Below are 26897 nucleotides of genomic sequence, written 5' to 3' on the forward strand. Positions count from 1 at the left end.
AAAAAAGCGTATTACGTTTAACTTTTTTATATATTTTATGATTATTTTTACCAACTAGCTTTCTTTACGCCTGGAAGTTGACCTTGATGTGCTAAATCACGCATGCATTCTCTGCAAAGGCCAAATTTGCGATAAACGGAATGCGGACGTCCACAACGTTCACAACGTGTATATTCTCTAGTTTAAAATTTTGCTACTTTTTTATTACGAATAATTTGTGATGCTTTTGCCATATATAAATTACCTATGCTTTCTAACTCTCTCAGGGACAGGCTTTCTTTCTCTGGTCAAAAAAACTAATCCCAAAATAATAATTCCAATTGCTACAAGTTGTGCTGTCATTCCTATCCCTTCTTTCCTTTTTTATAATATTGCTTACTTTTAATTAGTATTATACGCACTTACATTATAAGTGAAGTGCTTTGTGAAAATAGTAACCGTTTTACTACTGGTCAGGTTAAGTATCCATGGGTAGAATAAATAAGGATGTATTGAAAAGGACGAATATGAACGAAAAATGTAAAAATAAGTCGCCAGGAATTCTATCTAACGTAATGCAAATATTTTATTAAATAGAAAAGAATGAGAATTACTTGGACGATTTAACTTCAACCAATAAAATGAAGACCATCACCTGGCCAATTTTGGCCTTGATGGCTCTATGTACTGTTATCGGTTTAGACGATATCATGTACAACTTTCAAAACCAAGGGATGCCAGTTATCACCTCTTGGATTATTATGTGTTTGCTTTATGTCACACCTTATTCTTTAATGGTGGGACAACTTGGTTCAACTTTTGATAAAGAAGGCGGCGGACTTTCATCATGGGTTCGTGGTACCGACGGTGAATTCTTAGGTTATTTCACTGCCTGGACTTATTGGGCTGCCTCAATTCCTTATGCAGTTGACTCTGCTAACGAAATCATTGTTGACTTGGGCTGGGCTGTAACTGGAACCAAAGACTTCCAGGACAAGATTCCAACATCTTTATTTGCTATATTAACTTTTGTAGTATTTATTATTTTCATCATTGTCGAACACCACTTTTCTAATTCAATGGAATTTCTTTCCACTATTGGTGGTGGACTGATGATCATCATGGTTATTTTGTTTGTAATTTTGGCATTCTTTGGTTTAGTCAAATCTGGTGGTCACATGGCAACCAAGAACTTCGGCTTCCATTCAATTGTGCCTGACTTCAACTTGCACTATTGGTCAACAGTCGGCATGTTAATTTATGCTATGAACGGCTGTGAATTGGTTGCACCATATGTAACCAAGATGAAAAAGCCTAAGACTGATTTTCCTAAAGCAATGATTGCTTTGGCAGTAATGACTGCATTCTTAACCATCCTTGGTTCATTTGCTTTAGGTATCTACTTCGATGCCAACCACATTCCAAATGATTTAAAGATGAACGGTGCTTATTACCTCTTTGACATGTTAGGTGAGCAATTTGGAATGGGACACTTCTTGCTTTACTTCTGGGCTTGGACATCACTATTCTTCAACTGTGCTTTGGTAGCTGTTTTACTTGATGCAATGACTAGAATGTTAATTTCCGATACTGGCGACAAGTACATGCCTAAGTTTTTACGTAAAAAAGACAAGAATGGCTTGCCAGTTAACGGTTATATTTTAACTGTTGCTCTTTCATCATTCATTATGATCTTAGGTATTTTCTTACCAGACATGAATGACATTTTTAACTGGTTATTGAACCTTAACTCAATTATTTCTCCAGGTGTTACCTGCTGGATCTTCTACTCATTCATGCGTGTCAGAAAGAACTCTAAGAAGTATCCATCAAAATATGTTTACATTAAAAATGATAAAGTCGCTTGGCTTGTTGGTATTGCACTTTTAATCGTGACTGCTGTAGCAACTATCCTGGGCTTTGCTCCACAAGATATTAAACAAGGTACAGGCCTTTGGTGGTACGAATTAATCATCAACATTGTTACTGTAGTTGTTTTGATCGGTTTAGGCGCAATCTTGCCAGGTATTAGACGACGTGAAGTTGAATACGGCGTTGCTTTTGATAAAGCACAATGGATTTGGATGGGCATTTTGATTATCGGCTCAATTATTCTTGATATCTGGTTAGGTTCAACCAAGATTCCATTAAGAATTGCAATGATTGTCATTCAAGCTGTAATAGCCTTAATTCTTACTTGGCTTGTTGGTCGCAGAAAACCCGCAAATGCTACAAAATAAATATAAATACAAATGAAAATAAGCTAGAGCGAAATCTAGCTTATTTTTTTACAAATATTTACTTAAAAACTGATCTATCCGTTCTTCATACTCTTTAGGATAAGTCTCAAATGAACGAGCATGTGTTGCCTTCTTAGCTACCCATATTTGTTTTGGACCTTTATCAGCCTTATAGTTTGCATAAACCATTTTGGTTGGTACAAATGGATCATTGCCACCATGAATAAAGAACATTGGCTTATCATTCTTCTTCACTGACTTAACAGATGATGCATCCCCTAAATAAAAGCCTAAGTTGCCTTTACTAATAAGACTTAATAAATCAACAGCTGCTGTAGCTACCGGCTTAGGCATATGGTACAAATCTTGTGCTTCATGCAAAAATTCATCTTTTACACTCGTATAACCACAATCTTCGATGTAAGCCTTAACCTGCTTAGGCATTTTAATGCCGCTAGTCATCATAGTAGTGGCACCACCCATGCTGACGCCAAAGATTACGATTTTTTGGTTCTTGCCTTCTTTAGCTATATCTTTTTCTACCCATTTGCGCACGTCATACTTCTCAGGCCATCCATAACCAATATATTTTCCTTGGCTTTGGCCATGCGCACAAGAATCTGGAAGCAAAACATTATAGCCTAGTTCATGAAACATCCCTGCATATGAACCCATGGTATCTTTATTGTTACCAAAACCATGAAGGATCACTACAGTCTTATGCGAATTTTTAGCTGGAATATAATTTGCATCCAAACGATAATCGCTTGTAGCTGATTTCATATACCAATGCTGCTTCTTTACCTTGGCATACCATTTCTTTTTAGCAGCCAATGGGTCTTTTTTTGTATTGTGCGAATATTTATTTAGTACACTTTTTTCACCAGGCGTAAAAGCAACGTTAAAAAAGTATGCTTCGCCTGCTCCAATTAAAGCTACAAGTACGGCTACCACTATCCCTATAGTTAGCCAAACTTTTTTGTACTTCTTCTCATTCCTATTCAAAATGCCAACTCCTATATAAAATTGATAGAGTTTATTATACACTTTTTAGTTTTGTATGGAATATTGACATTTTAAAGAAATACGTACTCTGTCTATATATATAAAGAGAGATGATGCTCCCTCTCTTTTTGTATACCCATATTTTTATGCAATTAACCTAAATCTTCACCATTTGAAGCAATAACCTTCTTATACCAATCAAATGAATCCTTAGGCATTCTCTTTAAAGTTCCTTCACCGTTATCATCACGGTCAACATAGATAAAGCCATAACGCTTAGACATTTGACCAGTACCGGCCGAAACTTCATCAATACAGCCCCAAGTAGTGTAGGCACGAACATCAACGCCATCTTCGATAGCACGATTCATAGCTTCGATATGCATTCTCAAGTAGTCGATTCTGTAATCATCATGAATCTTACCATCATCACTAATCTTATCAACGGCACCAAGACCATTTTCTACAACCATTAATGGCAATTCATAACGATCATACATTACTTCAAGGTAGTATTGTAAACCGTCTGGATCAGTTGCCCAGCCCCATTCAGAATACTTAAGGTATGGGTTCTTAGCACCAGCTGCGAAGTTTCCGCCAACTTTATCTTCAATCTTATGTGTAGTTACCACATTACTCATGTAGTAAGAGAAGGTGTACATGTCAACAGTACCTTCAAGCATGTCCTTTTTATCTTGTTCAGTGATGTCAAGATGTACGTTATGTTCCTTCCAAAGACGCTTAGCAAATGTTGGATACTTACCCTTGCATTGTGCATCCCCACAATAGAAGATGTCTTGTTCCCACATATGACGGTTAAGCAAAATATCCTTAGGATCTGGAGTAAGTGGATAATCAACAATACCACAGATCATGTTGCCGACTACATAGTTTGGATCAATTTCATGAGCTAACTTAACTGCACGAGCACTTGCTACAAATTGGTAGTGCAATTTTTGGTAAGCGTGTTGGTAGACCTTGTCATCATCTACTTTATTACCAAATGAATTAAACATTAATAAAGTAGTATTGATTTCGTTAAAGGTCAACCAGTACTTAACTAATCCCTTGTATTCCTCAAACAAAGTCTTAGCGTACTTGACGTACATATCAATCATCTTACGATCGCCCCAGTCATGGTACTTTTCACTGAGGTAAAGTGGATCTTCATAGTGAGAAATTGTAACTAATGGTTCAATACCGTACTTTTTGCATTCTTCAAAGACGTTACGGTAAAAATCAAGTCCAGCTTGATTTGGCTTTTCTTCATCGCCCTTTGGGAAAATTCTAGTCCAAGCAATTGAAAGACGGAAGACTTTAAAGCCCATGTCGGCAAACATCTTAATATCTTCTTTGTAGTGGTGGTAAAAATCAATCGCTACATGGTTAGGATAATAACTATTAGGATCAATTGCACCAACAGCACCTTCAGGCAAACCTGCACCTGGCATGGCTGGAGTTTTTTCTAACTTACCGTTTAACTTATAAGTCAGCATTCTTGGTGCATCAAGGCTACCAGCAGTAGTAATATCAGTTACTGATAAACCTTTGCCATCAACATCATATGCACCTTCGATTTGGTTAGCAGCGGTTGCTCCGCCCCACAAAAAGTTCTTTGGAAATGTCATCTTTATCTCTCTTTCTATTGTAAGCAGTTACAATTTCATTATAACTTAATTAGTTTGAACTTGGCCAGATACTTTAACTTTTTCATCTTCACCTTGCAAAGATAAAATTTCTTGACCAACTTCAACTGTGCCATTAGCCACTTGGTTAATGCTTTCGTATTTCTTAGAGTTGGTTACTACAACTGGAGTAGCTACTTCATAGCCTGCTGCTTTAATCTCCTTAATATTAAATTCAACTAATGGATCGCCAGCTTTGACTTCTTGACCCTTTTGTACAAGTGTCTTGAAGCCTTTTCCTTGCAAGTTAACAGTGTCCATACCAATGTGCATCAATACTTCTGCACCATCTGTAGTGTTAATTCCTACAGCATGACCAGTTGGGAAAACAAGAGCAATCTTACCATCAGCTGGGGCATGAAGAACGCCTTCGCTTGGTTCAATGGCTACACCTTGCCCCATAGCACCACTTGAGAATACTTCGTCTTTAATTTCTGATAAAGGTTTTACATCACCATTTAATGGTGAAACTAATTTAGTAGATGGATTTAATTTTTCATCTTCGCTTGCAGCAACAATTGGATTGTTAGCAACTTCTGTTGCTTCGTTAGCTGCTTCAGCAACCTTTTGAGCTTGCTTCTTGTTGTAATCTGCATCAACTGACTTTTTACCAAAGAGTAATTGCAAAATAAAACCTGAAACAAAGGCTACAACACCGGCAATAACTACACCGATTACAGAAGTCATTGAACCACCCTTAGGGTTAACGTAAGCTGGAATAGCAAAGATACCCATTGAAGGCAACATGTAAAGAACTGAGTGGAAAGCACCAATTACGGCACCAGAAATAGCACCACCAATACAACTTAAGATAAATGGAATTCTTCTTGGTAAAGTTACACCATAAATCGCTGGTTCAGTAACACCAAAGAGTCCTGAGAAGAAGGCACCAGTAGCGGTTTCCTTAAGCTTCTTGTCCTTGGTTTGCTTGATCATTGCAAGAACAACACCAACTTGAGCATAACATACCATACATGACAAAGCTAAAATTGGATCATATCCTAATGCTGCTAAGTCGGCAGTAGTAACGGCCACAATTCCCCAGTGAACACCGAAGATAACAAGTACTTGCCAAAGAGCACCCATCAAAATACCGGCAACAATTGGACTGAAGTTGTAAATACCTTGCATTACTGCACCAATAGCATCACCAACCCAGGTCATCACTGGCCCAATAACAATAAAGGCAACAGGCAATGCAATAATCATAGTTACTACAGGAACCAAGAACATTTGGACAACTGTTGGTATCCACTTCTTAGCCCAATGTTCAATAATTGAAGCAAACCAGACTGTAAAGATAACTGGTAAAACAGTTGAAGAATAGTTCATGGTAATTACTGGAATGCCAAAGAAAGTCGTATGAACTTCTGAAGCAAACGCAGTGCCTTTAAACAAAGTGCTCAAAATTGTTTTACTTGATGCTAAGGCAACCATACTTGGATAAGTTAAAGTTGCACCAATTGCAGCACCAATAAATTGATTCATATGAAATCTTCTTGCAGCCGTAAATCCTAAGAAAACGGGCAGGAAGAAGAAGATACTATCACCGATGGCATAAAGGATTTGATAAGCACCTGACGTCTTAGAAAGCCATCCTAGTGAAGCGCACATCACAACCAAACCTTTGATGATACCGCCGGCACTAAGTGGAGCCAAGATATCAGTAAAGATTCCTGAAATTAAAGCAACGGCTTTATCAATGAAGCTTGAATCATCATCTGCGCCATCGTCATCAGGAACTTGGCCACCACCTGGGAAGCCAACTTCCTTTAATATGGCATCATAAACATCGGCAACTTCATTACCAATAACAACTTGGTATTGGCCACCAGCTTTAACAACTGTTACAACACCATCAGTATCCTTTAAAGCATCATCATTTGCTTTTTTCTCATCTTTTAAATTAAAGCGTAAACGTGTTGCACAGTGAACTACACTATTGACATTATCTTTACCACCAACATCTTGGATGATGGTTTTGGCCAAATTATCATAATTCTTAGCCATTAGTCTTTCCCCCTCAAAATAAAAACCCAAGCTACTCAAAAACTAAAGAACATAAATATGCTCAACGTCTTTCAGTAACTTGGGTTAATGCCTAATTCTCTTAGTAACATACCTAAGTAACTTAGATATTTAATTTTCTTGACGACTAGTTACTCGCCAAATATGTAAAACCAAGTAAAACTTGTCATCTGTATCCAATGTCCAATTCATCTTGGCTTGTAAGTAAGTTGCGATTCGGTCTGCAGTTTCATAAGCCTTACTATACTTAATCTTCATGAAACCTAGCATCGCTGGATCAAGTGGTGCTTCATCCTTATGCTTATTTCTTAAAAATCTAACTAGCAAAATTCGCAAATGTGAAATAAAGCGACTATAATTAAAAGAACTCGTATCCAGCTGCATTGAATACTGCAGCTGAATGATATCGATAATTCCATTAATCAAATTAGTGATCTGAACAGTTTCCTGTACTTGTACCACATCACTTTTGGCATTTACCAAGTGATATGTCATAAAAATCGATTCACTCTCAGGCAATTCAATTTGCATGTTTTGATTGATTATTTTCACCACTTTTTTAGCCACCACATATTCCTTAGGATATAAATTTTTAACCTCCCAGTTGTTGTTAGCTGGATCAATGTCAATATGATCTTTAACCCGCGTTGCCGCAAAATCAATGTGATCGGCTAAGGCAAGGTATTGAAAGTCATTAAACTTAACCTGAAGCAGCGGTTCAACCAACTGAATTATTTTATCAGTGACTTCCATCGTCTTGGGGTTAAACCTCTTAACTTGGTCCACTTCATTTTTAGTAACAAAGCGACGTTCAATTTTACTTTCATCAATCGGATCGCCCTTCTTGAGGCCAAATCCTACGCCCTTGCCTAGAACAATCTCTTCTTGACCTTGATCATTCATGGCTAAAGCAGCACTATTATTAAATGTTTTAAGAAATTTCACGGATACTCCTCACCACCCTGATATAAAGAAAAAAGCTACTACGAAAAATAATATACTAATAAGTATACTATAACTATTCGTAGTAGCTAAGACCTGATCGTATCAGTAATCCGCTCACTTACAGTTATTATAATAACTAAACTTGTAAGCGGTGTCAATATAATTTTGTGAAAAAGATCAAAATATTTTAAAATATAAAAAAGCGAGGTATTTACTATGAAATTTGTCTTAGCGCCTGATTCATTTAAGGAAAGCATGACGGCCGCAGAAGTGTGTCAGGCAATGGAAAAAGGTATCAGAAAAGCTATCCCAGAGGCAGAAATAATTTCTGTACCAATGGCTGACGGCGGTGAAGGAACTACTGATTCTTTAATTGATGCTACTAATGGTCAAAAACATTTTCTTACTGTAACCGATCCATTAGGTAAAAAAGTTAATGCTTATTATGGTATTTTAGGTGATCAAAAAACTGCAATTATCGAAATGGCGCAAGCTAGCGGCCTAACATACGTTGCTAAAAATAATAGAACTCCTGAGACCATTATGAGAACTACTACTTATGGTACTGGCGAACTAATTAATGATGCATTGAAGCACAATGTAAACAAAATAATCATTGGCTTAGGTGGCAGTAGTACTAATGATGGCGGTGCTGGTATGGCACAAGCAATCGGAGTTAAATTTTTTGATCAAGCCAATCATGAAATAACTACAAAACTTGGCGGTGGGGATTTAAATAAAATAGCTAAAATAGATCTTTCTGCTATTAATCCTCAACTAAAAGACGTTCAAATTTTAATAGCTAGCGATGTTACTAATCCCCTTACCGGCCAAAATGGTGCTTCTGCAGTCTTCGGACCACAAAAAGGTGCAGATGCCCAAACTGTAGAAAAACTGGATCAGAGCTTATCACACTATGCCACACTTATTCAGCAAACAATCAAAAAAGATGTTGCCACAATCCCAGGAAGCGGAGCAGCTGGCGGGTTAGGTGCTGGGCTACTTGCCTTTACTAACGCCACAATTCATCATGGTGTAGAGCTTATCGCTCATGAAACTCATTTAGCCGACAAAATTAAAGGCGCAGATTTTGTTTTCACCGGTGAAGGTGGAACGGATTTTCAAACTAAATTTGGCAAGACCCCTTATGGCGTTGCTCAAATCGCTAAAAAAGAAAACATTCCTGTTATTTCACTAGCAGGCTATTTGGGAGAGGGCATTGAACAACTATATGATGAAGGTTTTACCGCCATTTTCGGCATTCTTGATAAAGCAGAAGACATCCATCAAGCATTAAAAGATGGACCTAAAAATATTGAACGTACTACTGAAAATATCGTGCGTTTAATCATAAGTACAAAAAAAGGATGAGCTTTTACTCATCCTTTTCCTTTACCAATTTTTCAACTAATGCTTTGCATCCCTTATAAATTTCATCATATGCAGTATCAAAATCATTTGTATACCACGGATCATCTACATCTTGATAAGATCCCGCAAACTCTAATAATTTATGTTCCTTGCGTTGAGGATCTCCACCTGTAATCCGATTCATATCTGCAAAATTTTCTTCATCCATACAAATCAAATATTCATATTTATCATAATCGGCAGCAGTCATCTGACTTGCTCGATGACTACGATCATATGGAATTCTATTTTTCTCCAGCTCTCTTTGAGCTCTAGTATCAATTGATCTACCTAACGCATCTTGTGTTGTCGCTTTAGATTCTGCCAAATATAAATCTTCTAATCCATTTTCTTTAATCAAATGTTGCATAACCGCTTCTGCCATGGGTGAACGACAAATATTGCCATGACAAATAAACAAAATCTTTTTCATCTTTTATTTTATCCTTTTCATTATTTTAATAAGGAATGGCCATACAATAGCAGTTCCTAATCCGATTATTAATCCTAACCATATATTAGAAGATAAAGTTACTAAAATACCACTATAAACTCTGCTTTGTAATGATGTCATTGCTTCATTAGAGAAAATCCATAAAACAGCAAATGACCCCAAAGCTGCAATTGCCAGTGGAATTGATGCCAAAGCTCGGCCAAAAATAATTAAAATAGCCGCTAATAAAAACAATAAACCGACACCGAAAATAGAATATTCATAAATAGTGATAACATGAGAAATCTCTTCTGATTTTTCATCCAATTTATTATTGATTTGCTTTATCAAATAATCATTAATTATTTCTTCTAATTTGGTTTTGCTAGTTAAGCCTAAGTCCTTGGTGGATAATTCTCCTTTTTCATTATATTTTTCACACAAGCGATACAAGTCAGCATAAGACATCTCAATCTTATATTTTTTAGGCAATTGTTCTAATAAGGTTTGTTCTAACCCTGTATCTTCTAGTAGCTTTACACCGATTTTCAAGTTAGAATTATCTGATTCTTGAACAACTCGATTAATTACTTCTTTACCCATGGCCTGCGTATCGTTAATTTTTAAATTAACGTTGCTCGTTAATAATAGGAAAAAGGAAAGCGCCGTACAGGCTACCATAATTAGACGTAATAATATGTTCCCTATACTTTTCATATCATATATCTACCTTATCTACCTTTTATTTATCAAAAATCAATTTGTTAATTGCATATGCTATTCCAGCTTCATCATTAGACTTAGTTACAAAATCAGCCTTGTCTTTAATTGAATCAATAGCATTACCCATAGCTATTTTGTTAAAGCCAGCAACTTCAAACATTGACATATCATTGCCCTGATCACCAAAAATCATTACTTCAGTGTCATTAATATTTAATTTTTGAGCTAATTCATGGATAGCCTTACCTTTAGAAGCATTCTTTTTATTGATTTCCCAGATTTGAGGATCGCTACGTGCCACATTATAATTTTGTTTAAAATCTTGGGTAAATTGCTGACCTAGTTGATCTAACTTATCTTCTGCTCCGGTAAATTCAGCTTTAATAAATTTGAAATCAGTTGGTATTTCATTTAAATCTTTAATTAAAAATGGAGTAGCACTAACTGCAGACATTTTGGCCATTTTAATAGAAATCAATCGATCTAAAGTTACATAATCATGCTTTCTCATAAAATGAAGGTTAATTCCAGGATTTTGCTTCTGAATATTCAACATTTTCTTAAATTCCGCATAATCAAATTGATGACTAATTAAAACATTTCCAGAAATAGATTGTACTAAGCCCCCATTATATAAAACGGCATAATTTTCATCCCTAATTATTCCTAAATCTTTCATATAAGGAACCACTCCTGGAAGTGGTCGGCCTGAGGCTGGTACGATTTTAATCCCTGCTTGATTTGCTTTTTTTAGAACTTTTTTAGTTTCTTCTCCAATTTGATTATTAGATTGCAACAAAGTGCCATCCATATCAACTGCAATTAATTTAATCATTACTTATCCTTACAAAACAAATTTCTTCAAAGCCTTAGCGATACCATTATGATCATTATCATCTGTCACATAATCAGCTTTGTCTTTAATTGTGCTGATCGCATTACCCATCGCAATTTTCATGAAGTTAGGGTTTGAGAACATAGAGATATCATTGCCTTGGTCACCAAAAATCATTACATCTTTTTGATCAATCTTAAGTCTACTTGCTAAATCCATTAATGCATTTCCTTTAGATGCACCCAAAGCGTTTAACTCGATAATACTATCAAAACTACGCACAATGTCATAGGTATCAAAGGCCCAAGATGGCAAATTATTCCAAAGTTTTTCAACTTGATCATTGCCTTCCCATGAAGTGAATCCCACCTTATTAAAAGTAAAATCTTGTGGAATATCCTTACGCTCTCTTACCTTCATAATATTATTAGTCAAGGCAGCATTAATTTGCATTTGAATGGACAAATCATGATCGCATGTTAAGAAGTACTTAGTAGTTTCAAAATGGACATTAACATGACTTAAACGCTGGAAGCGAAGCATATTATTGAAATCTTGATAATTGAGTTTCTGACTCATCAAGACTTTTCCAGCAATAGTTTGAACAACAGCCCCATTAAAAACAATTGCATATTGATCATCACCTGATAATCCCAATTGCTTTGCAAATGGTAAAACTCCAGAAAGCGGACGACCTGTTGCCAATACTACTTTTATTCCATTTTCAGATGCTACTCTAAGCATTCTCTGAGTTTCAGGCAAAATTGTATTGCCACTTGATAATAAAGTACCATCTAAATCTACTGCAATTAATTTTATCGCCATTTTTATTCCTCCCTTGACTAAAAACAAAGCTATTTTTAATTATACAAAAAGCCGTGAGTTAACTCACGACTTTTAGTTTAAAGACAATATTTAATTACTTGCCCATTTCTTTTTCAATAACTTTAACAATGCGATCAACATAAGCATCAGTTTCTTCTGGGGTTGGGCCTTCTGCCATTACTCTAAGAAGATCTTGAGTACCTGAAGGACGAACAAGTACACGACCATTGCCGTTCATGTCTTTTTCAACTTCAGCAATTACGTCAAGAATTGGTTGATGTTCCTTCCAGCTCTTCTTGTCCTTAACTGGAACATTTACTAAGCATTGTGGGTAATCCTTAAAGTCCTTTAAAAGTTCACTAAGTGATTTACCAGTCTTCTTCATTACAAGCATCAAGTGAAGACCTGTAAGCATACCATCACCAGTGTTATGGTAGTCGCTCATGATAACGTGACCTGATTGTTCACCACCAAGGTTGTAGCCATGTGCACGCATTTCTTCTGAAACATAACGGTCACCAACTTGAGTACGGGCATTCTTCAAGCCTTCTTTTTCAAGAGCCTTAGTAAAGCCAAGGTTACTCATTACAGTAGTAACAATAGTATCCTTCTTAAGACGGCTGTGTTCAGCTAAGTATGAACCAATAACGTACATAATGTGGTCACCGTCAACTTCATTACCGTTTTCGTCAACAGCAATACAACGATCAGCATCCCCATCAAATGCCAAACCAAGTTGGGCACCTTGCTTAACAACTTCTTTTTGCAAGTTTTCAGTATGAGTTGCACCACAGTGATCATTGATGTTTAAGCCATTTGGATGAGTGTAAATAGTAGTAAAGTCTACACCACAGTCAGCAAACAATCTAGAAATAAGGGCACTTGAAGCACCATTAGCACCATCGATTACAACTTTAATTCCATCTAAATCTTCTGGAATAGTATTTTCAATAAATTGTAAGTACTTAGCGCTACCTTCGTGGAAGTCAGTAACAGTACCTAAACCTTCAGCAGAAGGACGTGGCAAGTTATCTTCTTTGGCATCAATTAATTTTTCAATTTCTTCTTCCATTTCGTCTGAAAGCTTTAAACCATCGCTACCAAAGAACTTAATACCATTATCTTCTACAGGGTTGTGAGAAGCTGAAATTTGCACACCTGCGTCTGCACCTTGTGCTCTAACTAAATATGAAAGACCTGGGGTAGTAATTACACCTACTTCAAGAACTTCGATCCCCACTGAAAGAAGACCTGAGATAAGGGCATATTCAAGCATTTGACCAGAAATACGAGTATCACGAGAAACTAAAACTTTAGCTTGTTCGTCATCTTTTTTATTCTTAGTTAAAACATAACCACCATCACGGCCTAATTTAAAAGCCATTTCTGGAGTTAAGCCTTGATTAGCTACGCCACGAACACCATCAGTTCCGAAATATTTTAGCATTTAATAAACAACCTTTCTTGCTACCTAAATTTAATTATTTACACTCTTCACTTTAATCACAATCTGTACATATGAAGGGTCAGCTCGAGCAACACCCTTAGGCAATACCAAAGGATAATTCTTCACGGTCGAAGAATCAATTCCTTTCAAATCAACATTAACATCTAATTTTTTAATCTTGTCTAATGTTGATTTTTGACCATATAGAGTAACTTCATCATTTTTCGCCGTCACCGAATATACCTTATTACTATCTTCGTTTTTAGGCTTTAAATTCAACTTCACCTTTTTATGTGACAAAGAAATAGGAAGTCTTGCTCTTACCGTAGATGGATTAATTACAACGTTTAACTGACGACCCTTACTATCTTCAGCTACCAGCATTACTTGTCTTTCATATGAGTGATTGATGCCATTAGGCAATCCTAATTTGGCTACAACTTGATCAATCTGGTTAACTTCGCCTTTTGCTCCTGTGACTTTAACTTTTTGCGGATCAACACTGGCCGTTCCGATATCATATCCATCTGCAACAGCATTCTTATTATACTCTATTCGTACAGGCATGGTACTAGATTTTCGTCGTTCAATATCAACATTAACTCTTGCAGGATTAATAGTATATGAAAGCTGACTATTAAGTCCAGTAACCTCAACCTTAACTGTCTGTTTTCCTGTCTTTTTATGAGTTAAATCGATATACGCTCTAAAGCTTTGAGTATTAACAGTCGAAGTCACCAATGCATTTGATCCTTCTAAAGTAATTTTTACTTTTTCAGGATAACCAACTACATAATACTTATCAGTATCTACAGAAACTTGTAATGGCACACTAATTGTCTGAGTTTCGCTTGCCGTTTGACAAGTTTCCTTCGGTTCACCTTGAGTCACAAAACCTGTTTGAGTTGAATCAATATAAACTACTAACAAAATAGCAAACAAAAGCGAGACCACTCTGATAAACCAACGTTTATCCCAAAAACTTTTCATCGGCCCGCACCCCATTTCCAAACTTTGTTAATTACTCGACGAATCCAAGGAATCTTCTTTTCTTCTTTAGGCACTAATTGTGCATTAAGATACTTAAGATATTCTTCTCTAGTTAAATCAAGCAAGAAACGTCCATTTTTGGTAATTGTAACGCCACCGGTTTCTTCTGATACTACAATCGTCACAGCATCTGTAACTTCAGAAATCCCAACTGCAGCACGGTGTCTAGTTCCCAAGCGTTTAGGAATCATGCTACTGTCAGATAAAGGTAAATATGCTGCAGCTACTGCAATTCGGTCATTGTTAATAATGACCGCACCATCATGAAGTGGCGTGTTAGGGATAAAAATATTGATTAATAATTCACCTGTAATATCAGCATCAAGCTTAATCCCAGTTTCAATATAATCATCTAACCCAGTATCCTGCTGAATAGTAATCAAAGCACCGATACGTCTTTTAGACATATACTGAATGGCTTTATCCAGTTCTTGCACCATTTTCATAGACTTGGCATGAGCACTTTCACCACGCCCACTAAAAATTGGCGTGCGACCTAATCTTTCTAGTCCACGTCTAATTTCTGGCTGGAAGATAACGATAATTCCGATTACTGCCCAGGAGACGATTTGATCAACAATATATGTCACTGCGTGCAATTGCAATAAGCCGGCAATAATTCTTACAATAAAGATAAAAACTATTCCTTTAGCTAATTGAACTGCTTTAGTACCCCTAATTAGCATGATCAAGCGGTACACCAAATACCAAATGATCAAAATATCTATAGCAATTGAGAAATTATTCCACGTAAATAAGTTAGAGAAATTGAAATGCATTTGTGACTCCTTTCTCTCTTAATTATAACTGACCAGCTGTAAAAAACATATCCACTTTTAGCGTGCATACATTTTAAATTCTAAAAACAGGTCATTATATTCTTGTGTTTTTTTAGGGCCTAAATCTTTGAACACTTGTAAATTACGCAATGTTTTTTCATCAGGATAAAATTGCTTATCTTCTTTTACTCTCTTTGGCAACAAAAGCTGTGCCTCGATATTGGGCGTTGCATATCCTACATATTCCGCATTTTGAGCAGCATTTTTAGGTTCAAGCATAAAATTGATAAATTTAAGGGCCGCTTTTTTGTTTTTAGCAGTCTTAGGAACAACAAAGTTATCAAACCACAAATTTGAGCCTTGTGTAGGCACAACATAATGCAAATGTGGATTGCTCTCCATCATTTCATGTGCTTCACCTGACCATGTCACTCCAATAGCTGCTTCATTCTGAATCATGTACATCTTCATTTCATCAGATATGATCGCCTTAATATTAGGACCTAAACTATCTAACTTTGTTTGTGCTAGACGTAATCTTAAGCTGCTCGTAGTGTTCATAGAATAGCCTAATGAAACTAAGGACATCCCCATTGCATCCCTAGCAGAGTCAACTAATAAAATTTGGTTGCGATATTTTTTAGACCACAAATCATTCCAGTTTTTAATAGAGCCTTTCTTAACGAATTTATCATTATAAACAATTCCCAATGTCCCCCAGAAGTAAGGAACGGAGTAATCATTATTTTGATCAAAAGATTTGTGCAAAAAACTCTTGCCGATATATTTCATATTAGGGATTTCTTTTTTATCTAATCGATCAAGCAAATGAGCTTTTAGCATCTTAGTAACCATATATTCAGAAGGAATAGTTAAATCGTAAGCTGTTCCTCCCTGCTTAATCTTGGTATACATCGCTTCATTTGAATCAAAAGTTTCATACACCACATGATAACCAGTTTGCTTTTCAAATTTTTTTACTAATTGAGGATCTAAATAATCACCCCAATTATAGATAATCAAATTTTGTCCGTTGCCTGCAACAGCTGGTTTTTCTAATCGATTTGCCCAAAATGCTAATCCTAAACAAGCTAGAAGAATTACTCCAATGGCAATGATAATCTTTTTCATTTGACCAATCCTCCTATTACTCTATGATTCTTGCGTCTACTCTTTTTAGTGGTAATAAAGTAATAGATTCCTACTAAAAGCAAAACAAACAGAAACATCACAGTACTCAAAGCATTAACTTCTAAATCAATTCCCTGACGTGCTCTTGAATAGATTTCTACAGATAAAGTCGAGAAGCCATTTCCAGTAACAAAAAACGTTACAGCAAAATCATCTAATGAATAAGTTAATGCCATAAATAGACCAGAAAAAATCCCTGGCATGATTGTTGGGATCAACACATGACTAAAGACTTGCCACGAATTAGCACCTAAATCCCGTGCAGCATCAATAAGAGAATAATCCATTTCATTAAGCCGCGGTAAAACCATCAATACCACAATTGGAATAGAAAAAGCAATATGACTAAGCAAAACAGAGCCGAAATTCAGTCCTATTCCCAATGCTGTAAAGAAGATCAAAAAACTAGCACCAATGATTACATCAGGTGAAACCATCAATACGTTATTCAAGGCTAAAGTAGCATTTTTATGTGACTCCTTTTTCATAGCACTAATCGCAATCGCACCAAATGTGCCAATAATTGTCGCAATCAAACTAGAGAGAAGTGCCAACAAAATCGTTTCTAAAAAGATAGCCAGCAAACGATTATCTTGGAATAAAGTTTGATAATGAGCAAAAGTAAAATGCTCAAATTTATTCATATTTTTGCCACTTGAAAAAGAAAAATATATCAAATAAAAAATTGGCACATACAATAACACTAATGTGAAAGAAAGATATATTCTAGCTATTAAATGCTTGTTTCTCATAGGTTAACCTTCTTTCTCTTAGTCTTTTTGTTGGTAAGGAGCATTACCACTATCATCAATACGATCAAAACCACGCCAATCGTGGCACCCATATTCCAATTCATAGTTGTCATGAAATACTCTTCGATTGCAGTACCCAAAGTAATTACCTTGTTACCACCGATTAATCGCGTCAACATGAAGAGCGATAGTGATGGAATAAAAATGGCTTGAACACCGCTTTCCACGCCAGGACGTGATAATGGCCATAGCACATAGCGAAATGTTTGCCACTTGCTTGCCCCTAAGTCTTCCGACGCTTGGATCACCGCTGGTGAAATTTCTTTAATCGCATTAAAAATTGGCAAAATCATAAACGGAATTTCAATATAAGTCGCAACAAAAACAAAGGCAAAGTCGGTAAACAAAATATTTACGGGACCGATTCCAAATAAATGTAAGAACTTATTAACTAAGCCATTATTACCTAAAATTCCAATAAATGCGTAAGCTTTTAGCAATAAATTTATCCAAGTTGGCAAAATAATTAATAAAAGCCATAACTGCTGATTCTTCATTTTAGTTAAAAAATATGCTGCAGGATACGAGATTAACAGGGTAATCAACGTAATTAAAAAAGCATACCAAAATGAATTAATCATCATTTTAAGAAAAGTACCATTCTTAAAAAATGTGACATAGTTGCTTAAAGTAAAACTATGACTGCTATCTGTGAATGAATACCATAAAATAAGCAAGATTGGCAAAATGACAAATAAGATAATCCAAGCCAAATATGGGACAAAAAAGAAAGCTTTCTTAGTTTTCATTTTCATCCCCCTCATATTTCTCTATCCGCGCATCAAAGTCTTCTTGACTTTCATTAAGCCGCATAACGTGAATATCTTCAGGATCAAAAAACAATCCTACTCGTTCACCCAATTTCACTCCATTAGTTGAATGAATCAGCCATTCATTTTCATTAGCATCAACAGCCTTAATTTCAAAGTGATCCCCCAAGAAAAGCTGTGTCTGGGCTGTAACAACAATATTGCCTTTTTCAGGCGCAACAATATCTAGGTCTTCTGGTCGAATCACTACCTCAACTTTTTCGTTTGGTTTAATTCCACCATCTGCGCACTTAAATTTATTGTTAGCAAATTCGACTTCGTAATCTTTGATCATTCGCCCTGATAAAATGTTGGAATCTCCAATGAAACGAGCAACAAAATCATTAACCGGCTCATCATAGATTGCAACAGGACTACCACTTTGCTGAATCATGCCATCGTTTAAAACAAAAATTTCATCACTCATAGAAAGGGCTTCTTCTTGATCATGCGTAACAAAAATAAAAGTAATCCCAAGTTTCTTTTGAATGGCTCTCAATTCAAATTGCATGTCTTTACGCAAACGCTTATCAAGAGCTGACAGTGATTCATCAAGCAGCAATACCTTAGGTTCATTAACAATTGCCCGGGCAATTGCCACACGCTGTTGTTGTCCACCACTAAGTTCTGATATTTCACGGTTAGCATATCCATCCAAACGAACCATATGAAGTGCTTCTTTAACCGCTGGTTTAATTTTGTCCATCGGCTGCTTTTTAATCTTTAGACCAAATGCAACATTTTCAAAAACATTTAAATGCGGAAAAAGCGCATAATTTTGAAAAACGGTATTAATATGACGCTTAGCTGCATCTAAATCTGTAATGTCTTTCCCATCGAAAAAGACTTGCCCACTACTGGGTTGTGAAAAACCAGCAATAATTCGCAAAATAGTTGATTTGCCGGATCCACTTGGGCCAAGCAAAGAATAAAACTTTCCTGATTCAATTGTTAAGTTAATATCCTTAAGCGCAACAAAACCATCATCATATTGCTTAGTAATGTGCTTTAATTTAATAATATCCATTTCCATCCCCACATGAAAAACAGCTACAAGTTTGATAGCCTGTAGCTTGTTTTAGTTACTCTTTTTTATTTTTCCTTACCGATAATTCTTACTTCCGTATGCAAATCAATATCGTATTTTTCTTTGATTACTTTTTGAATAAGATGGATCAAATTAAGGTAATCTGTCGCAGTAGCGCCGCCTTTATTAACAATAAAGCCTGCATGTTTAGTAGAATCTTGAGCACCACCAACTTGTTTCCCCTGTAATCCAGCCTTAATAATCATTGGCCCTACAAAGTGACCTGTCGGTCGTTTAAATACGCTACCACATGAAGGATATTCAAGTGGTTGCTTATACCGACGCAGTGCATTTAGATAATGCATATGATCTAAGATTTCTAACTTATTACCAGGAGTAAGTGAAAACGTAGCGCTAAGTACAATATCACCATTATCTTGAACTAAGGAATGGCGATAACTAAATTCCATTTCTTTATTGGAGTAGGTCTTAAATTCTCCTGCTCTTGTTAAAACCTTGACGCTTTCTACTACTTCTTGCATTTCACCGCCATAGGCTCCAGCGTTCATAAATACTCCGCCGCCTATACTGCCGGGGATGCCTGCCGCAAATTCCATGCCGCTTAATCCATGATGCGCTGCAGTAAAAGCAGTATCGACAATCTTTGCGCCTGCATCAGCTGTTACTTTATTATCTTTTACTTTTATTTCTTTTAAATCCGTTAAAATAATAACTAAACCATCTATTCCGCCATCGCGAATAATCAGGTTTGAGGCATTACCAATAATCGTTAATGGAATTTTATTTTCACGAGTAACTTTCACTAATTTTTCTACTTCATCAGTACTCTCCGGAAAAGCTAAGTATTCAGCTTCCCCACCAGTCTTAGTAAAAGTATATCTACTTAATGGAATTTGCTCTTTAATATTAATTCCCTGTTTTTTTAGATCAAGTAATTCCACAATTTTGCCTCCTTATAGTTTCTTGTTTTATTTTACATCATATAGAGCCTGGATTCACCCATAATAATGTGATACTTTATTTTCAAAGGAGAAAATTATGAATTTTATTGCAATGGATTTTGAAACAGCCAATCATTTTCCTGAAAGTGCTTGTTCACTAGCTCTAGTAATGGTTAGAGACAACAAAATCGTAGATCGTTTTTATACAGTAATTAATCCGCAAATGTCTTTTGATGCTCGTAACATTCAAGTACATCAAATTACCGCTGATGATGTTAAAAATGCGCCGACTATGGCTGAAGTTTGGCCTAAAATAAAAGGATTGTACCAACCAGGTATGTTGGTCGCTGCTCATAATGCTAGATTTGATACCAATGTCATGCGTCAAAGTTTAGCGCGTTATAACATTGAAGAACCACATTATTTGGTTATCGATACTTTGGCTACAAGCAAGTTATTTGAACCTGAACTGCCTAACCATAAGTTAGATACAGTTTCAGACGCTTTAGATGTAGAATTATGGCACCATCACAACGCCTTAAGTGACAGCGAAGCGTGTGCAGGGATTTTAATCAATCAGAATAAAAAATTCGGCGATGAAGCGATTAAAAATTTAATTTATCAAATTTAAAAAAATCTAGGACATGAATAATCCTAGATCTTTTTCATATTCAGTTAAAGCATCCTTAACCCATTCTTCATTGCGTTTGCCATGCGCATTTAACTCAACTACACGCTTGGTTGAATCCCAGCTGTCATCTACTCTAGTGATTGTTAATTGCAAATATTCATCAGGCAAATCATTCATTACTAATTGAGGCCATTCGATTACTACCAAGCCTGGTTCAGCAAGATAGCCATCTAAATCGATTGAGGACAAATCATCATTTTCCAAACGATAAAAATCCATATGGAAAAGTGGTAATTTAGCTTCACGATACTCACGCACAATAGTAAAAGTTGGGCTTTTAACTGGGCGATGTACGCCTAACGTACGACCTAAGCCTTGTGTAAGAGTTGTCTTACCTGCACCTAAATCTCCATTCAATAAAAGCAAATCATGAGGCTTAGCTGTTTTAGCTAAAGATGCACCTAATTTTTGCATCTCCTCTGCAGAATTAATTTCTAACTTAGTCATTATTTTTCATCCTTTGCTAAAGCTTGGGCAGCGGTAACAATTGCCAAGTCATAAATATCCTGTTCACTGCATCCACGAGATAAATCATTAACTGGTGCAGCTAGACCTTGTAAAATTGGTCCTACAGCAGTGAAACCACCCAAACGTTGAACCATCTTGTATGCGATATTTCCTGATTGAAGTTCTGGAAATACAAAGACATTTGCATGACCAGCTACTTTAGAACCAGGTGCTTTCTTTTCACCAACAGCTGGAACAAATGCGGCATCAAATTGCAATTCCCCATCTGCAGGAATTTCTGGATGATTCTTTTGGAACACTGCGGTTGCATCATGAACCTTATCAACCATTGGTCCTTCGGCAGATCCTTTAGTAGAAAAGCTTAAAAATGCTACTTTTGGATCAATTTCAGCCATCTTAGCGGTTAATGCTGATTGATAACCAATTTCAGCTAAAGTTTCTTTATCTGGTTCAATATTAATTGCACAATCGGCAAAAATGTATCTTTCATCGCCCTTTTCCATGACAAAGGCACCGGACACACGATGCATCCCTTCAGCCGCATGAATCAATTGCAAAGCAGGCAAAACAGTATTTGCAGTTGAATGAGCTGCACCTGATACCATTCCATCAGCTAAGCCCATCTTTACAAACATGGTGCCGAAATAATTTTCCTTAGCTAATTTTGCTCTGGCTTCAGCTTCACTAGTATCTTTTCTTCTAGCTTCTATAAATGCTTTTACCATTTCATCTAAATCTGCATAATTATTAGGATCATAAATTTTTACTCCGGCAAGATCCAAATTATTTTCTTCAGCTGTCTTGGCAATATTCTCTTTGTTACCAATTAAAATCGGTTCAATTATGCCGTCCTTGTTCAAATTAGAAACGGCAGTCAAGATTCTTAAATCATCGCTTTCGGGAAACACAATTCTCTTTTTATTTTTTGCTGCTTCAACTTGTTTTTTAAATAATGAAAATACGCTCATATATATACCTCTTATGCTAAATCAGATTTATTTACTGTTTCTGACAATTGCCAATCGATTGGCGTCTCGCCAAAATTAAGTAGTGCCGTATTACAACGTGAAAACGGACGCGAGCCAAAAAATCCTCTATCAGCTGAAAATGGACTCGGATGAGATGATTTTATAATAAAGTTCTTACTTTGATCAATTAATGGGATTTTATTCTGAGCAAATCTACCCCATAAAATGAAAACAACCTTTCCTCGCTCACTTAATGCCTTAATAGCGGTATCTGTTACATCTTCCCATCCTTTACCTTGGTGACCATTAGCATGGCCATAAGGGACAGTTAATACGGCATTCAAAAGCAATACACCTTGATCAGCCCATTTCTTTAAATAGCCATGGTTAACTGGACGTGCACCAACATCGTCATAAAGTTCTTTATAAATATTTCTAAGCGATGGTGGTAATGGTGTACCTGGCATAACAGAAAAACTCATGCCATTTGCCTGTCCTGGATTATGATATGGATCTTGGCCCAAAATCACCACTTTAGTTTTATTAAATGGCGTTAATTTAAAAGCAGTAAAAATATGATACATATCTGGAAAAATACGTTTAGTAGAATATTCTTCCTTCAAAAAATTATGCAATTCGTGATACTTATCACTTGCAAAAACTGGATCTAAAACCTTATCCCAGTCATTACCGATTAATTCTTTAGCCAAGTCTTACACCCTCTTTTCTAATCTCCTTTATGGTATCATTAATTTAATAGTAATTGGGAGGAAATTTTATGATCAAATTGGTAGCTTGCGATCTCGATGGTATATTATTTAATTCTGATATGTCCGTTTCTGAAGCAAATATTCAAGCTGTGAAAAATGCACAAGATAATGGCATTGAATTTTTAATTGCTACCGGTCGAGCTCCACGTGAATCTCGTGCCATTCTAAAGGATGCTGGTTTGCACACGGGTTTTATTAATTTAAATGGGGCCTTAGTTTTTGATGAAGACGGTAAATTAATGGTCAAACATAAGATTCCCACTTATAAAGCCTTAGAAATAGTTGAATTATTGCATCAAGCAGGATTTTATTTTGAAATAATCACCGCTGATCAAGTTTACACTGAAGATTTAAACCAACGTATCTCTAATGTAGCTCATTTAATGGTTGACCTGAATCCTTTGCTTGATTTCAAGCAGGCAGTTGCAATTTCTGCAGGAAACAAGACTATTATGAATATGAAGCAAGTTGACCATTTTGAAGATTTATTACATGATCCTGAGGTTGAAGTGATGAAAATCATTGCATTTGATTCACGTGGTCATGAAGCTTTTGATAATGTTAAAAAAGAAGTAGCGCAAATTGGAGATTTAGTTGTTACTTCAAGTTCATCATCTAATATTGAAATTAATGCTCAGCAAGCACAAAAAGGTATTGCCTTACTCGACTATGCTAAGCTAAAAAATATTAAGTGTGATGAAATTGCCGCTATTGGAGATAATCTCAACGATGAAAGCATGATTCAAGAAGCTGGAATAGGTGTAGCGATGGGTAACGCTGTTCCAGTAATAAAAGGATTAGCACAAATTACTACTAAAACTAATAATGAAGACGGTGTAGCTTATATCTTAAATCAATTTGTAAAGGAAAATAAACAGGATCAGAGGTGACAAAGTATGTTGTTCTGGCTAGAACTTAATCAAGAAAAAGATTATGGTCAAATTCCTGTGATCAATCCTAAGGGAAAAATTGAATTTATTATTCAAGGTAATCTTGATAATCCAAATCATACTTTATATCTATATGACACCAATAGAAATGAAATTGGGCGTTTATTTACTGATGGTACAGGATTGATTGCGTCCTTCACGATCGACGTAGTAGATCATTCTTTAGTTAGTGTTAAAAAGCTTAACACTCCTAATACCAACATATTTTATTTAACTCAATTAAAATATATTGTTACGGGAAGCATTAAGCGAGGAACTTATACTTTTAGATCTGGCTTTAAGAGTATTGCCAATGTTAAAACAATCGTGGCAGAACACGGCGTTGTTTTAACTTGCAATATCACTAAGCCAGAGGACATTCCATTTATCTTACTCACTTCAGTATTATTTACTCAATGGCATGTCACTCCCTTAAAATTGCCAACATTTCCACCAATTGCCAAAAAGTTGGAAATAAATCCTAATTAAATAGAAAAAACCGTTATGAAAGATCTTCATAACGGTTTTTCTAGAAAGTGATATAGATATAGATGTATCTTCTGCCATAAAGTTTGTATTTATTAAGTAATAAGGAATTATTAGGCAGAGACTGAATAATGAAGGTTTACTCTGTATTATTTCAACCTCCATTACCTATTATACTTTTTTAGATAAAAAATACAAAGGTTAGATGTTATTATTTATCAATGTATTTCCTTACATTTGGGCATAAGTAGCAGCTTTTAGTTTTATTGTCTGTTATTAAATGCATACAAAAAGGAACTTCTTTATGTAAGAAGTTCCTTTTTAGTAATCAAATTAGTCTTGGTAGTTTACCAATTCTAAGTATGATTCAGGCTTAAGTGAAGCACCACCAACTAAGCCACCGTCAATGTCAGGCTTTGACATTAATTCCTTAACATTAGCTGGCTTTACAGAACCACCGTATTGAATACGAACGTTTTCTGCAGTTTCTTCGTTGTACAAGTCCTTAACAGTTTCACGAATAGTCTTGCACATTTCTTCAGCTTGGTCTGATGAAGCAGTCTTACCAGTACCAATAGCCCAGATTGGTTCATAAGCAATAACAAGGTTTGAAACTTGTTCAGCAGTAAGACCATCTAAAGCAGCCTTAATTTGACCAACAACCCAGTCTTTTTGCTTGTTTGCTTCACGGGTTTCAAGTGATTCACCACAGCAAATAATTGGCTTTAAGCCATTAGCAAAGATTGCCTTAGCCTTCTTGTTAATGTCTTCATCAGTTTCGTGGAAGTAGCCACGACGTTCTGAGTGACCAATAATTACGTAGTCCATACCCATTTCTTTCAAGACCTTAGGTGAAGTTTCACCGGTGTAAGCACCTTCATCTTCAAAGTAACAGTTTTCAGCACCGATGTGTAAGTTTGAGCCCTTAGCTGCTTTTCTTAAAGCATCAAGGTCAACTGCAGGTGCACAAATAAGTGATTCTACCTTACTTGGATCTGGCAACTTGTCCTTAACAGCGTCAACGAATTCAGTAGTTTGTTCTGGATTCATGTGTAACTTCCAGTTACCAGCAATAATTGGTGTACGACTCATTAGTCTATTATCTCCTTAGCTAAAATTACTTGTCTTGTACGCAAGCGATACCTGGCAATACCTTACCTTCAAGGTAGTTAAGTGAAGCACCACCACCAGTTGAAATGTGGCTGATCTTAGGTGCGATACCCAATTGCTTAGCAGCAGCAGTTGAGTCACCACCACCGATAATAGTAGTTGCGTCAGTAAGGTTTGCTAATGCACGACCGATTTCCAAAGTACCTTCTGCGAAATTAGGCATTTCGAAAGCACCCATTGGTCCATTCCAAACAACAGTCTTAGCATCCTTTAAGATGTCCTTGAACTTAGCAATAGTCTTAGGACCAATGTCAAGACCCATCATGTTGTCAGGAATGTCATCACCAACAACTTCACGTGAAGCATCGTTTGAGAATTCAGTTGCAGCTACGTTGTCAACTGGAAGAACGATCTTGTCGCCAGCCTTTTCAAGCAATTCCTTAGCAAGGTCTACCTTGTCAGCTTCAAATAATGATTTACCGATCTCGTGACCTTGAGCTGCTAAGAAGGTGTAAGCCATACCACCACCGATTAAGATGTGGTCTGACTTAGGAATCAAGTTGTTGATAACACCGATCTTGTCTGAAACCTTAGCACCACCCAAGATAGTTACGAATGGGTGTACAGGATTGTCAACAGCGTCACCTAAGTACTTGATTTCCTTTTCAAGTAAGTAACCAGCAGCTGCAGGCTTACCATTTTCCTTCATTGCAGTAGCAATACCAACGTTTGATGCGTGACTTCTGTGAGCAGTACCAAATGCGTCGTTTACAAACATGTCACCAAGGCTTGCCCAGTATTCGCCAAGCTTAGGATCGTTACCTGATTCACGCTTACCAAAGTCATTGTCGATATCTTGGAATCTAGTGTTTTCAAGAACAACAACGTCGCCATCCTTCATGTTGTTGATAGCGTCTTCAACTTCTTTACCTTCGTTTGATGGTACAAAAGTTACAGGCTTCTTAAGAAGTTCACTTAAACGTTCAGCAACTGGCTTTAATGATAATTCCTTCTTATCAGCATCTGACTTAACACGGCCCAAGTGACTAAGTAAAATAGCCTTACCACCATGTTCAATGATGTACTTGATAGTTGGAAGTGCAGCAACGATACGGTTGTCATCACCGATAACGCCGTCCTTAATAGGAACATTGAAGTCTACACGTACTAAAACCTTTTTGCCTTTAACATCAAGATCGTCAACGATTAATTTAGCCATTATAATCCTCCGATTATTTTGATATTTTTCCTTCAAAAAAAGGCGGAAGGAAGAATCTCCCTCCGCCTTCT

26 protein-coding genes and 1 pseudogene are annotated in these 26897 nt (G+C 36.3%); 5 read left to right on the forward strand and 22 right to left on the reverse strand.

The genetic code is table 11. The features are described 5' to 3' along the window. Positions 1-47: 47 nt before the first annotated feature. Positions 48-233: pseudogene (locus AADV52_RS04950) on the reverse strand (type Z 30S ribosomal protein S14). A gap of 360 nt (positions 234-593) precedes the next feature. Here AADV52_RS04950 and AADV52_RS04955 point away from each other — a divergent pair. Continuing rightward, the gene (locus AADV52_RS04955; RefSeq protein WP_014919093.1) at positions 594-2219 is read left to right on the forward strand and encodes an APC family permease; all 1626 of its coding nucleotides are present in this window, start codon (positions 594-596) and stop codon (positions 2217-2219) included. A gap of 48 nt (positions 2220-2267) precedes the next feature. Here the strand turns inward: AADV52_RS04955 and AADV52_RS04960 are convergent, their stop codons facing one another. The 4 genes from AADV52_RS04960 to AADV52_RS04975 form a co-directional block, all read right to left on the reverse strand. Continuing rightward, positions 2268-3224 carry an alpha/beta hydrolase gene (locus AADV52_RS04960; RefSeq protein ID WP_014919094.1) on the reverse strand — a complete coding sequence of 319 codons (957 nt, stop codon included), beginning with the start codon at positions 3222-3224 and terminating at the stop codon, positions 2268-2270. Between the two features lie 152 nt (positions 3225-3376). Further along, a complete protein-coding gene (locus AADV52_RS04965; protein ID WP_014919095.1) occupies positions 3377-4852 on the reverse strand; it encodes a glycoside hydrolase family 1 protein in 1476 nt (491 codons plus the stop codon). 45 nt (positions 4853-4897) lie between these two features. After that, a complete protein-coding gene (locus AADV52_RS04970) occupies positions 4898-6919 on the reverse strand; it encodes a beta-glucoside-specific PTS transporter subunit IIABC (protein WP_014919096.1) in 2022 nt (673 codons plus the stop codon). A 129-nt stretch (positions 6920-7048) separates the two neighbouring features. Further along, positions 7049-7882 carry a PRD domain-containing protein gene (locus tag AADV52_RS04975; protein WP_014919097.1) on the reverse strand — a complete coding sequence of 278 codons (834 nt, stop codon included), beginning with the start codon at positions 7880-7882 and terminating at the stop codon, positions 7049-7051. A gap of 216 nt (positions 7883-8098) precedes the next feature. Between AADV52_RS04975 and AADV52_RS04980 the strand changes: the two genes are divergently transcribed. Beyond that, a complete protein-coding gene (locus AADV52_RS04980; protein WP_014919098.1) occupies positions 8099-9253 on the forward strand; it encodes a glycerate kinase in 1155 nt (384 codons plus the stop codon). A gap of 4 nt (positions 9254-9257) precedes the next feature. On the opposite strand, the gene AADV52_RS04985 is transcribed toward AADV52_RS04980, so the two are convergent. The 12 genes from AADV52_RS04985 to murB all read right to left on the reverse strand — a co-directional run bounded on the left by AADV52_RS04985 (position 9258) and on the right by murB (position 20185). Continuing rightward, on the reverse strand, positions 9258-9725 hold the full coding sequence (locus AADV52_RS04985; protein WP_003633503.1) for a low molecular weight protein-tyrosine-phosphatase: 468 nt from the start codon (positions 9723-9725) through the stop codon (positions 9258-9260). Between the two features lie 3 nt (positions 9726-9728). Beyond that, positions 9729-10442: a hypothetical protein gene (locus AADV52_RS04990; protein ID WP_041808782.1), complete on the reverse strand. Its 714-nt coding sequence runs from the start codon at positions 10440-10442 to the stop codon at positions 9729-9731. A 25-nt stretch (positions 10443-10467) separates the two neighbouring features. Next, entirely contained in the window at positions 10468-11283 is an 816-nt protein-coding gene (locus tag AADV52_RS04995; RefSeq protein WP_014919100.1) for a Cof-type HAD-IIB family hydrolase, read from the reverse strand. A 9-nt stretch (positions 11284-11292) separates the two neighbouring features. Further along, entirely contained in the window at positions 11293-12108 is an 816-nt protein-coding gene (locus AADV52_RS05000; protein WP_014919101.1) for a Cof-type HAD-IIB family hydrolase, read from the reverse strand. Between the two features lie 94 nt (positions 12109-12202). Then, entirely contained in the window at positions 12203-13555 is a 1353-nt protein-coding gene (gene glmM / locus AADV52_RS05005) for a phosphoglucosamine mutase (protein WP_014919102.1), read from the reverse strand. A gap of 30 nt (positions 13556-13585) precedes the next feature. Beyond that, positions 13586-14545 carry a CdaR family protein gene (locus AADV52_RS05010; protein ID WP_014919103.1) on the reverse strand — a complete coding sequence of 320 codons (960 nt, stop codon included), beginning with the start codon at positions 14543-14545 and terminating at the stop codon, positions 13586-13588. Next, entirely contained in the window at positions 14542-15384 is an 843-nt protein-coding gene (cdaA, locus tag AADV52_RS05015; protein ID WP_014919104.1) for a diadenylate cyclase CdaA, read from the reverse strand. Before cdaA ends, AADV52_RS05010 begins: the two co-directional genes overlap by 4 nt. Before the next feature lie 57 nt (positions 15385-15441). After that, on the reverse strand, positions 15442-16515 hold the full coding sequence (locus AADV52_RS05020; protein ID WP_014919105.1) for an ABC transporter substrate-binding protein: 1074 nt from the start codon (positions 16513-16515) through the stop codon (positions 15442-15444). Beyond that, the gene (locus AADV52_RS05025; protein WP_014563913.1) at positions 16512-17327 is read right to left on the reverse strand and encodes an ABC transporter permease; all 816 of its coding nucleotides are present in this window, start codon (positions 17325-17327) and stop codon (positions 16512-16514) included. Before AADV52_RS05025 ends, AADV52_RS05020 begins: the two co-directional genes overlap by 4 nt. Continuing rightward, entirely contained in the window at positions 17324-18136 is an 813-nt protein-coding gene (locus AADV52_RS05030) for an ABC transporter permease (RefSeq protein ID WP_014919106.1), read from the reverse strand. Before AADV52_RS05030 ends, AADV52_RS05025 begins: the two co-directional genes overlap by 4 nt. Next, positions 18126-19223 carry an ABC transporter ATP-binding protein gene (locus tag AADV52_RS05035; protein ID WP_014919107.1) on the reverse strand — a complete coding sequence of 366 codons (1098 nt, stop codon included), beginning with the start codon at positions 19221-19223 and terminating at the stop codon, positions 18126-18128. Before AADV52_RS05035 ends, AADV52_RS05030 begins: the two co-directional genes overlap by 11 nt. A gap of 65 nt (positions 19224-19288) precedes the next feature. After that, positions 19289-20185: a UDP-N-acetylmuramate dehydrogenase gene (murB, locus tag AADV52_RS05040; protein WP_014919108.1), complete on the reverse strand. Its 897-nt coding sequence runs from the start codon at positions 20183-20185 to the stop codon at positions 19289-19291. A 97-nt stretch (positions 20186-20282) separates the two neighbouring features. Between murB and AADV52_RS05045 the strand changes: the two genes are divergently transcribed. Further along, positions 20283-20816, forward strand: coding sequence for a 3'-5' exonuclease (locus AADV52_RS05045; protein ID WP_012211636.1), 534 nt, complete (start codon positions 20283-20285; stop codon positions 20814-20816). A 6-nt stretch (positions 20817-20822) separates the two neighbouring features. Here the strand turns inward: AADV52_RS05045 and tsaE are convergent, their stop codons facing one another. From tsaE to AADV52_RS05060, 3 genes are read right to left on the reverse strand one after another with little or no spacing between them, the layout of a single operon-like run. Then, positions 20823-21323, reverse strand: a complete 501-nt coding sequence (tsaE, locus tag AADV52_RS05050) for a tRNA (adenosine(37)-N6)-threonylcarbamoyltransferase complex ATPase subunit type 1 TsaE (protein WP_012211635.1) — start codon at positions 21321-21323, stop codon at positions 20823-20825. Then, positions 21323-22312, reverse strand: coding sequence for a phosphate acetyltransferase (pta, locus tag AADV52_RS05055; RefSeq protein WP_014919109.1), 990 nt, complete (start codon positions 22310-22312; stop codon positions 21323-21325). The genes tsaE and pta overlap by 1 nt, the downstream gene beginning before the upstream one ends. Positions 22313-22323: 11 nt before the next feature. Continuing rightward, positions 22324-23022: a uracil-DNA glycosylase gene (locus AADV52_RS05060; protein WP_014919110.1), complete on the reverse strand. Its 699-nt coding sequence runs from the start codon at positions 23020-23022 to the stop codon at positions 22324-22326. A gap of 68 nt (positions 23023-23090) precedes the next feature. Here AADV52_RS05060 and AADV52_RS05065 point away from each other — a divergent pair, with 68 nt between their 5' ends. Further along, a complete protein-coding gene (locus AADV52_RS05065) occupies positions 23091-23972 on the forward strand; it encodes a Cof-type HAD-IIB family hydrolase (protein ID WP_014919111.1) in 882 nt (293 codons plus the stop codon). 6 nt (positions 23973-23978) lie between these two features. Next, complete coding sequence (locus tag AADV52_RS05070; protein WP_012211631.1) at positions 23979-24500, forward strand: hypothetical protein; 522 nt, start codon at positions 23979-23981, stop codon at positions 24498-24500. Positions 24501-24830: 330 nt separating this feature from the next. Here AADV52_RS05070 and tpiA read toward each other — a convergent pair whose 3' ends face one another. Together tpiA and AADV52_RS05080 are read right to left on the reverse strand one after the other, a co-directional pair. Then, a complete protein-coding gene (gene tpiA / locus AADV52_RS05075) occupies positions 24831-25589 on the reverse strand; it encodes a triose-phosphate isomerase (protein ID WP_014919112.1) in 759 nt (252 codons plus the stop codon). Positions 25590-25614: 25 nt separating this feature from the next. Next, positions 25615-26826 carry a phosphoglycerate kinase gene (locus tag AADV52_RS05080; RefSeq protein WP_003633479.1) on the reverse strand — a complete coding sequence of 404 codons (1212 nt, stop codon included), beginning with the start codon at positions 26824-26826 and terminating at the stop codon, positions 25615-25617. Positions 26827-26897: the final 71 nt, after the last annotated feature.

It is taken from the genome of Lactobacillus helveticus, assembly GCF_046109915.1.
GTDB classification, from domain to species: Bacteria; Bacillota; Bacilli; order Lactobacillales; family Lactobacillaceae; genus Lactobacillus; species Lactobacillus helveticus.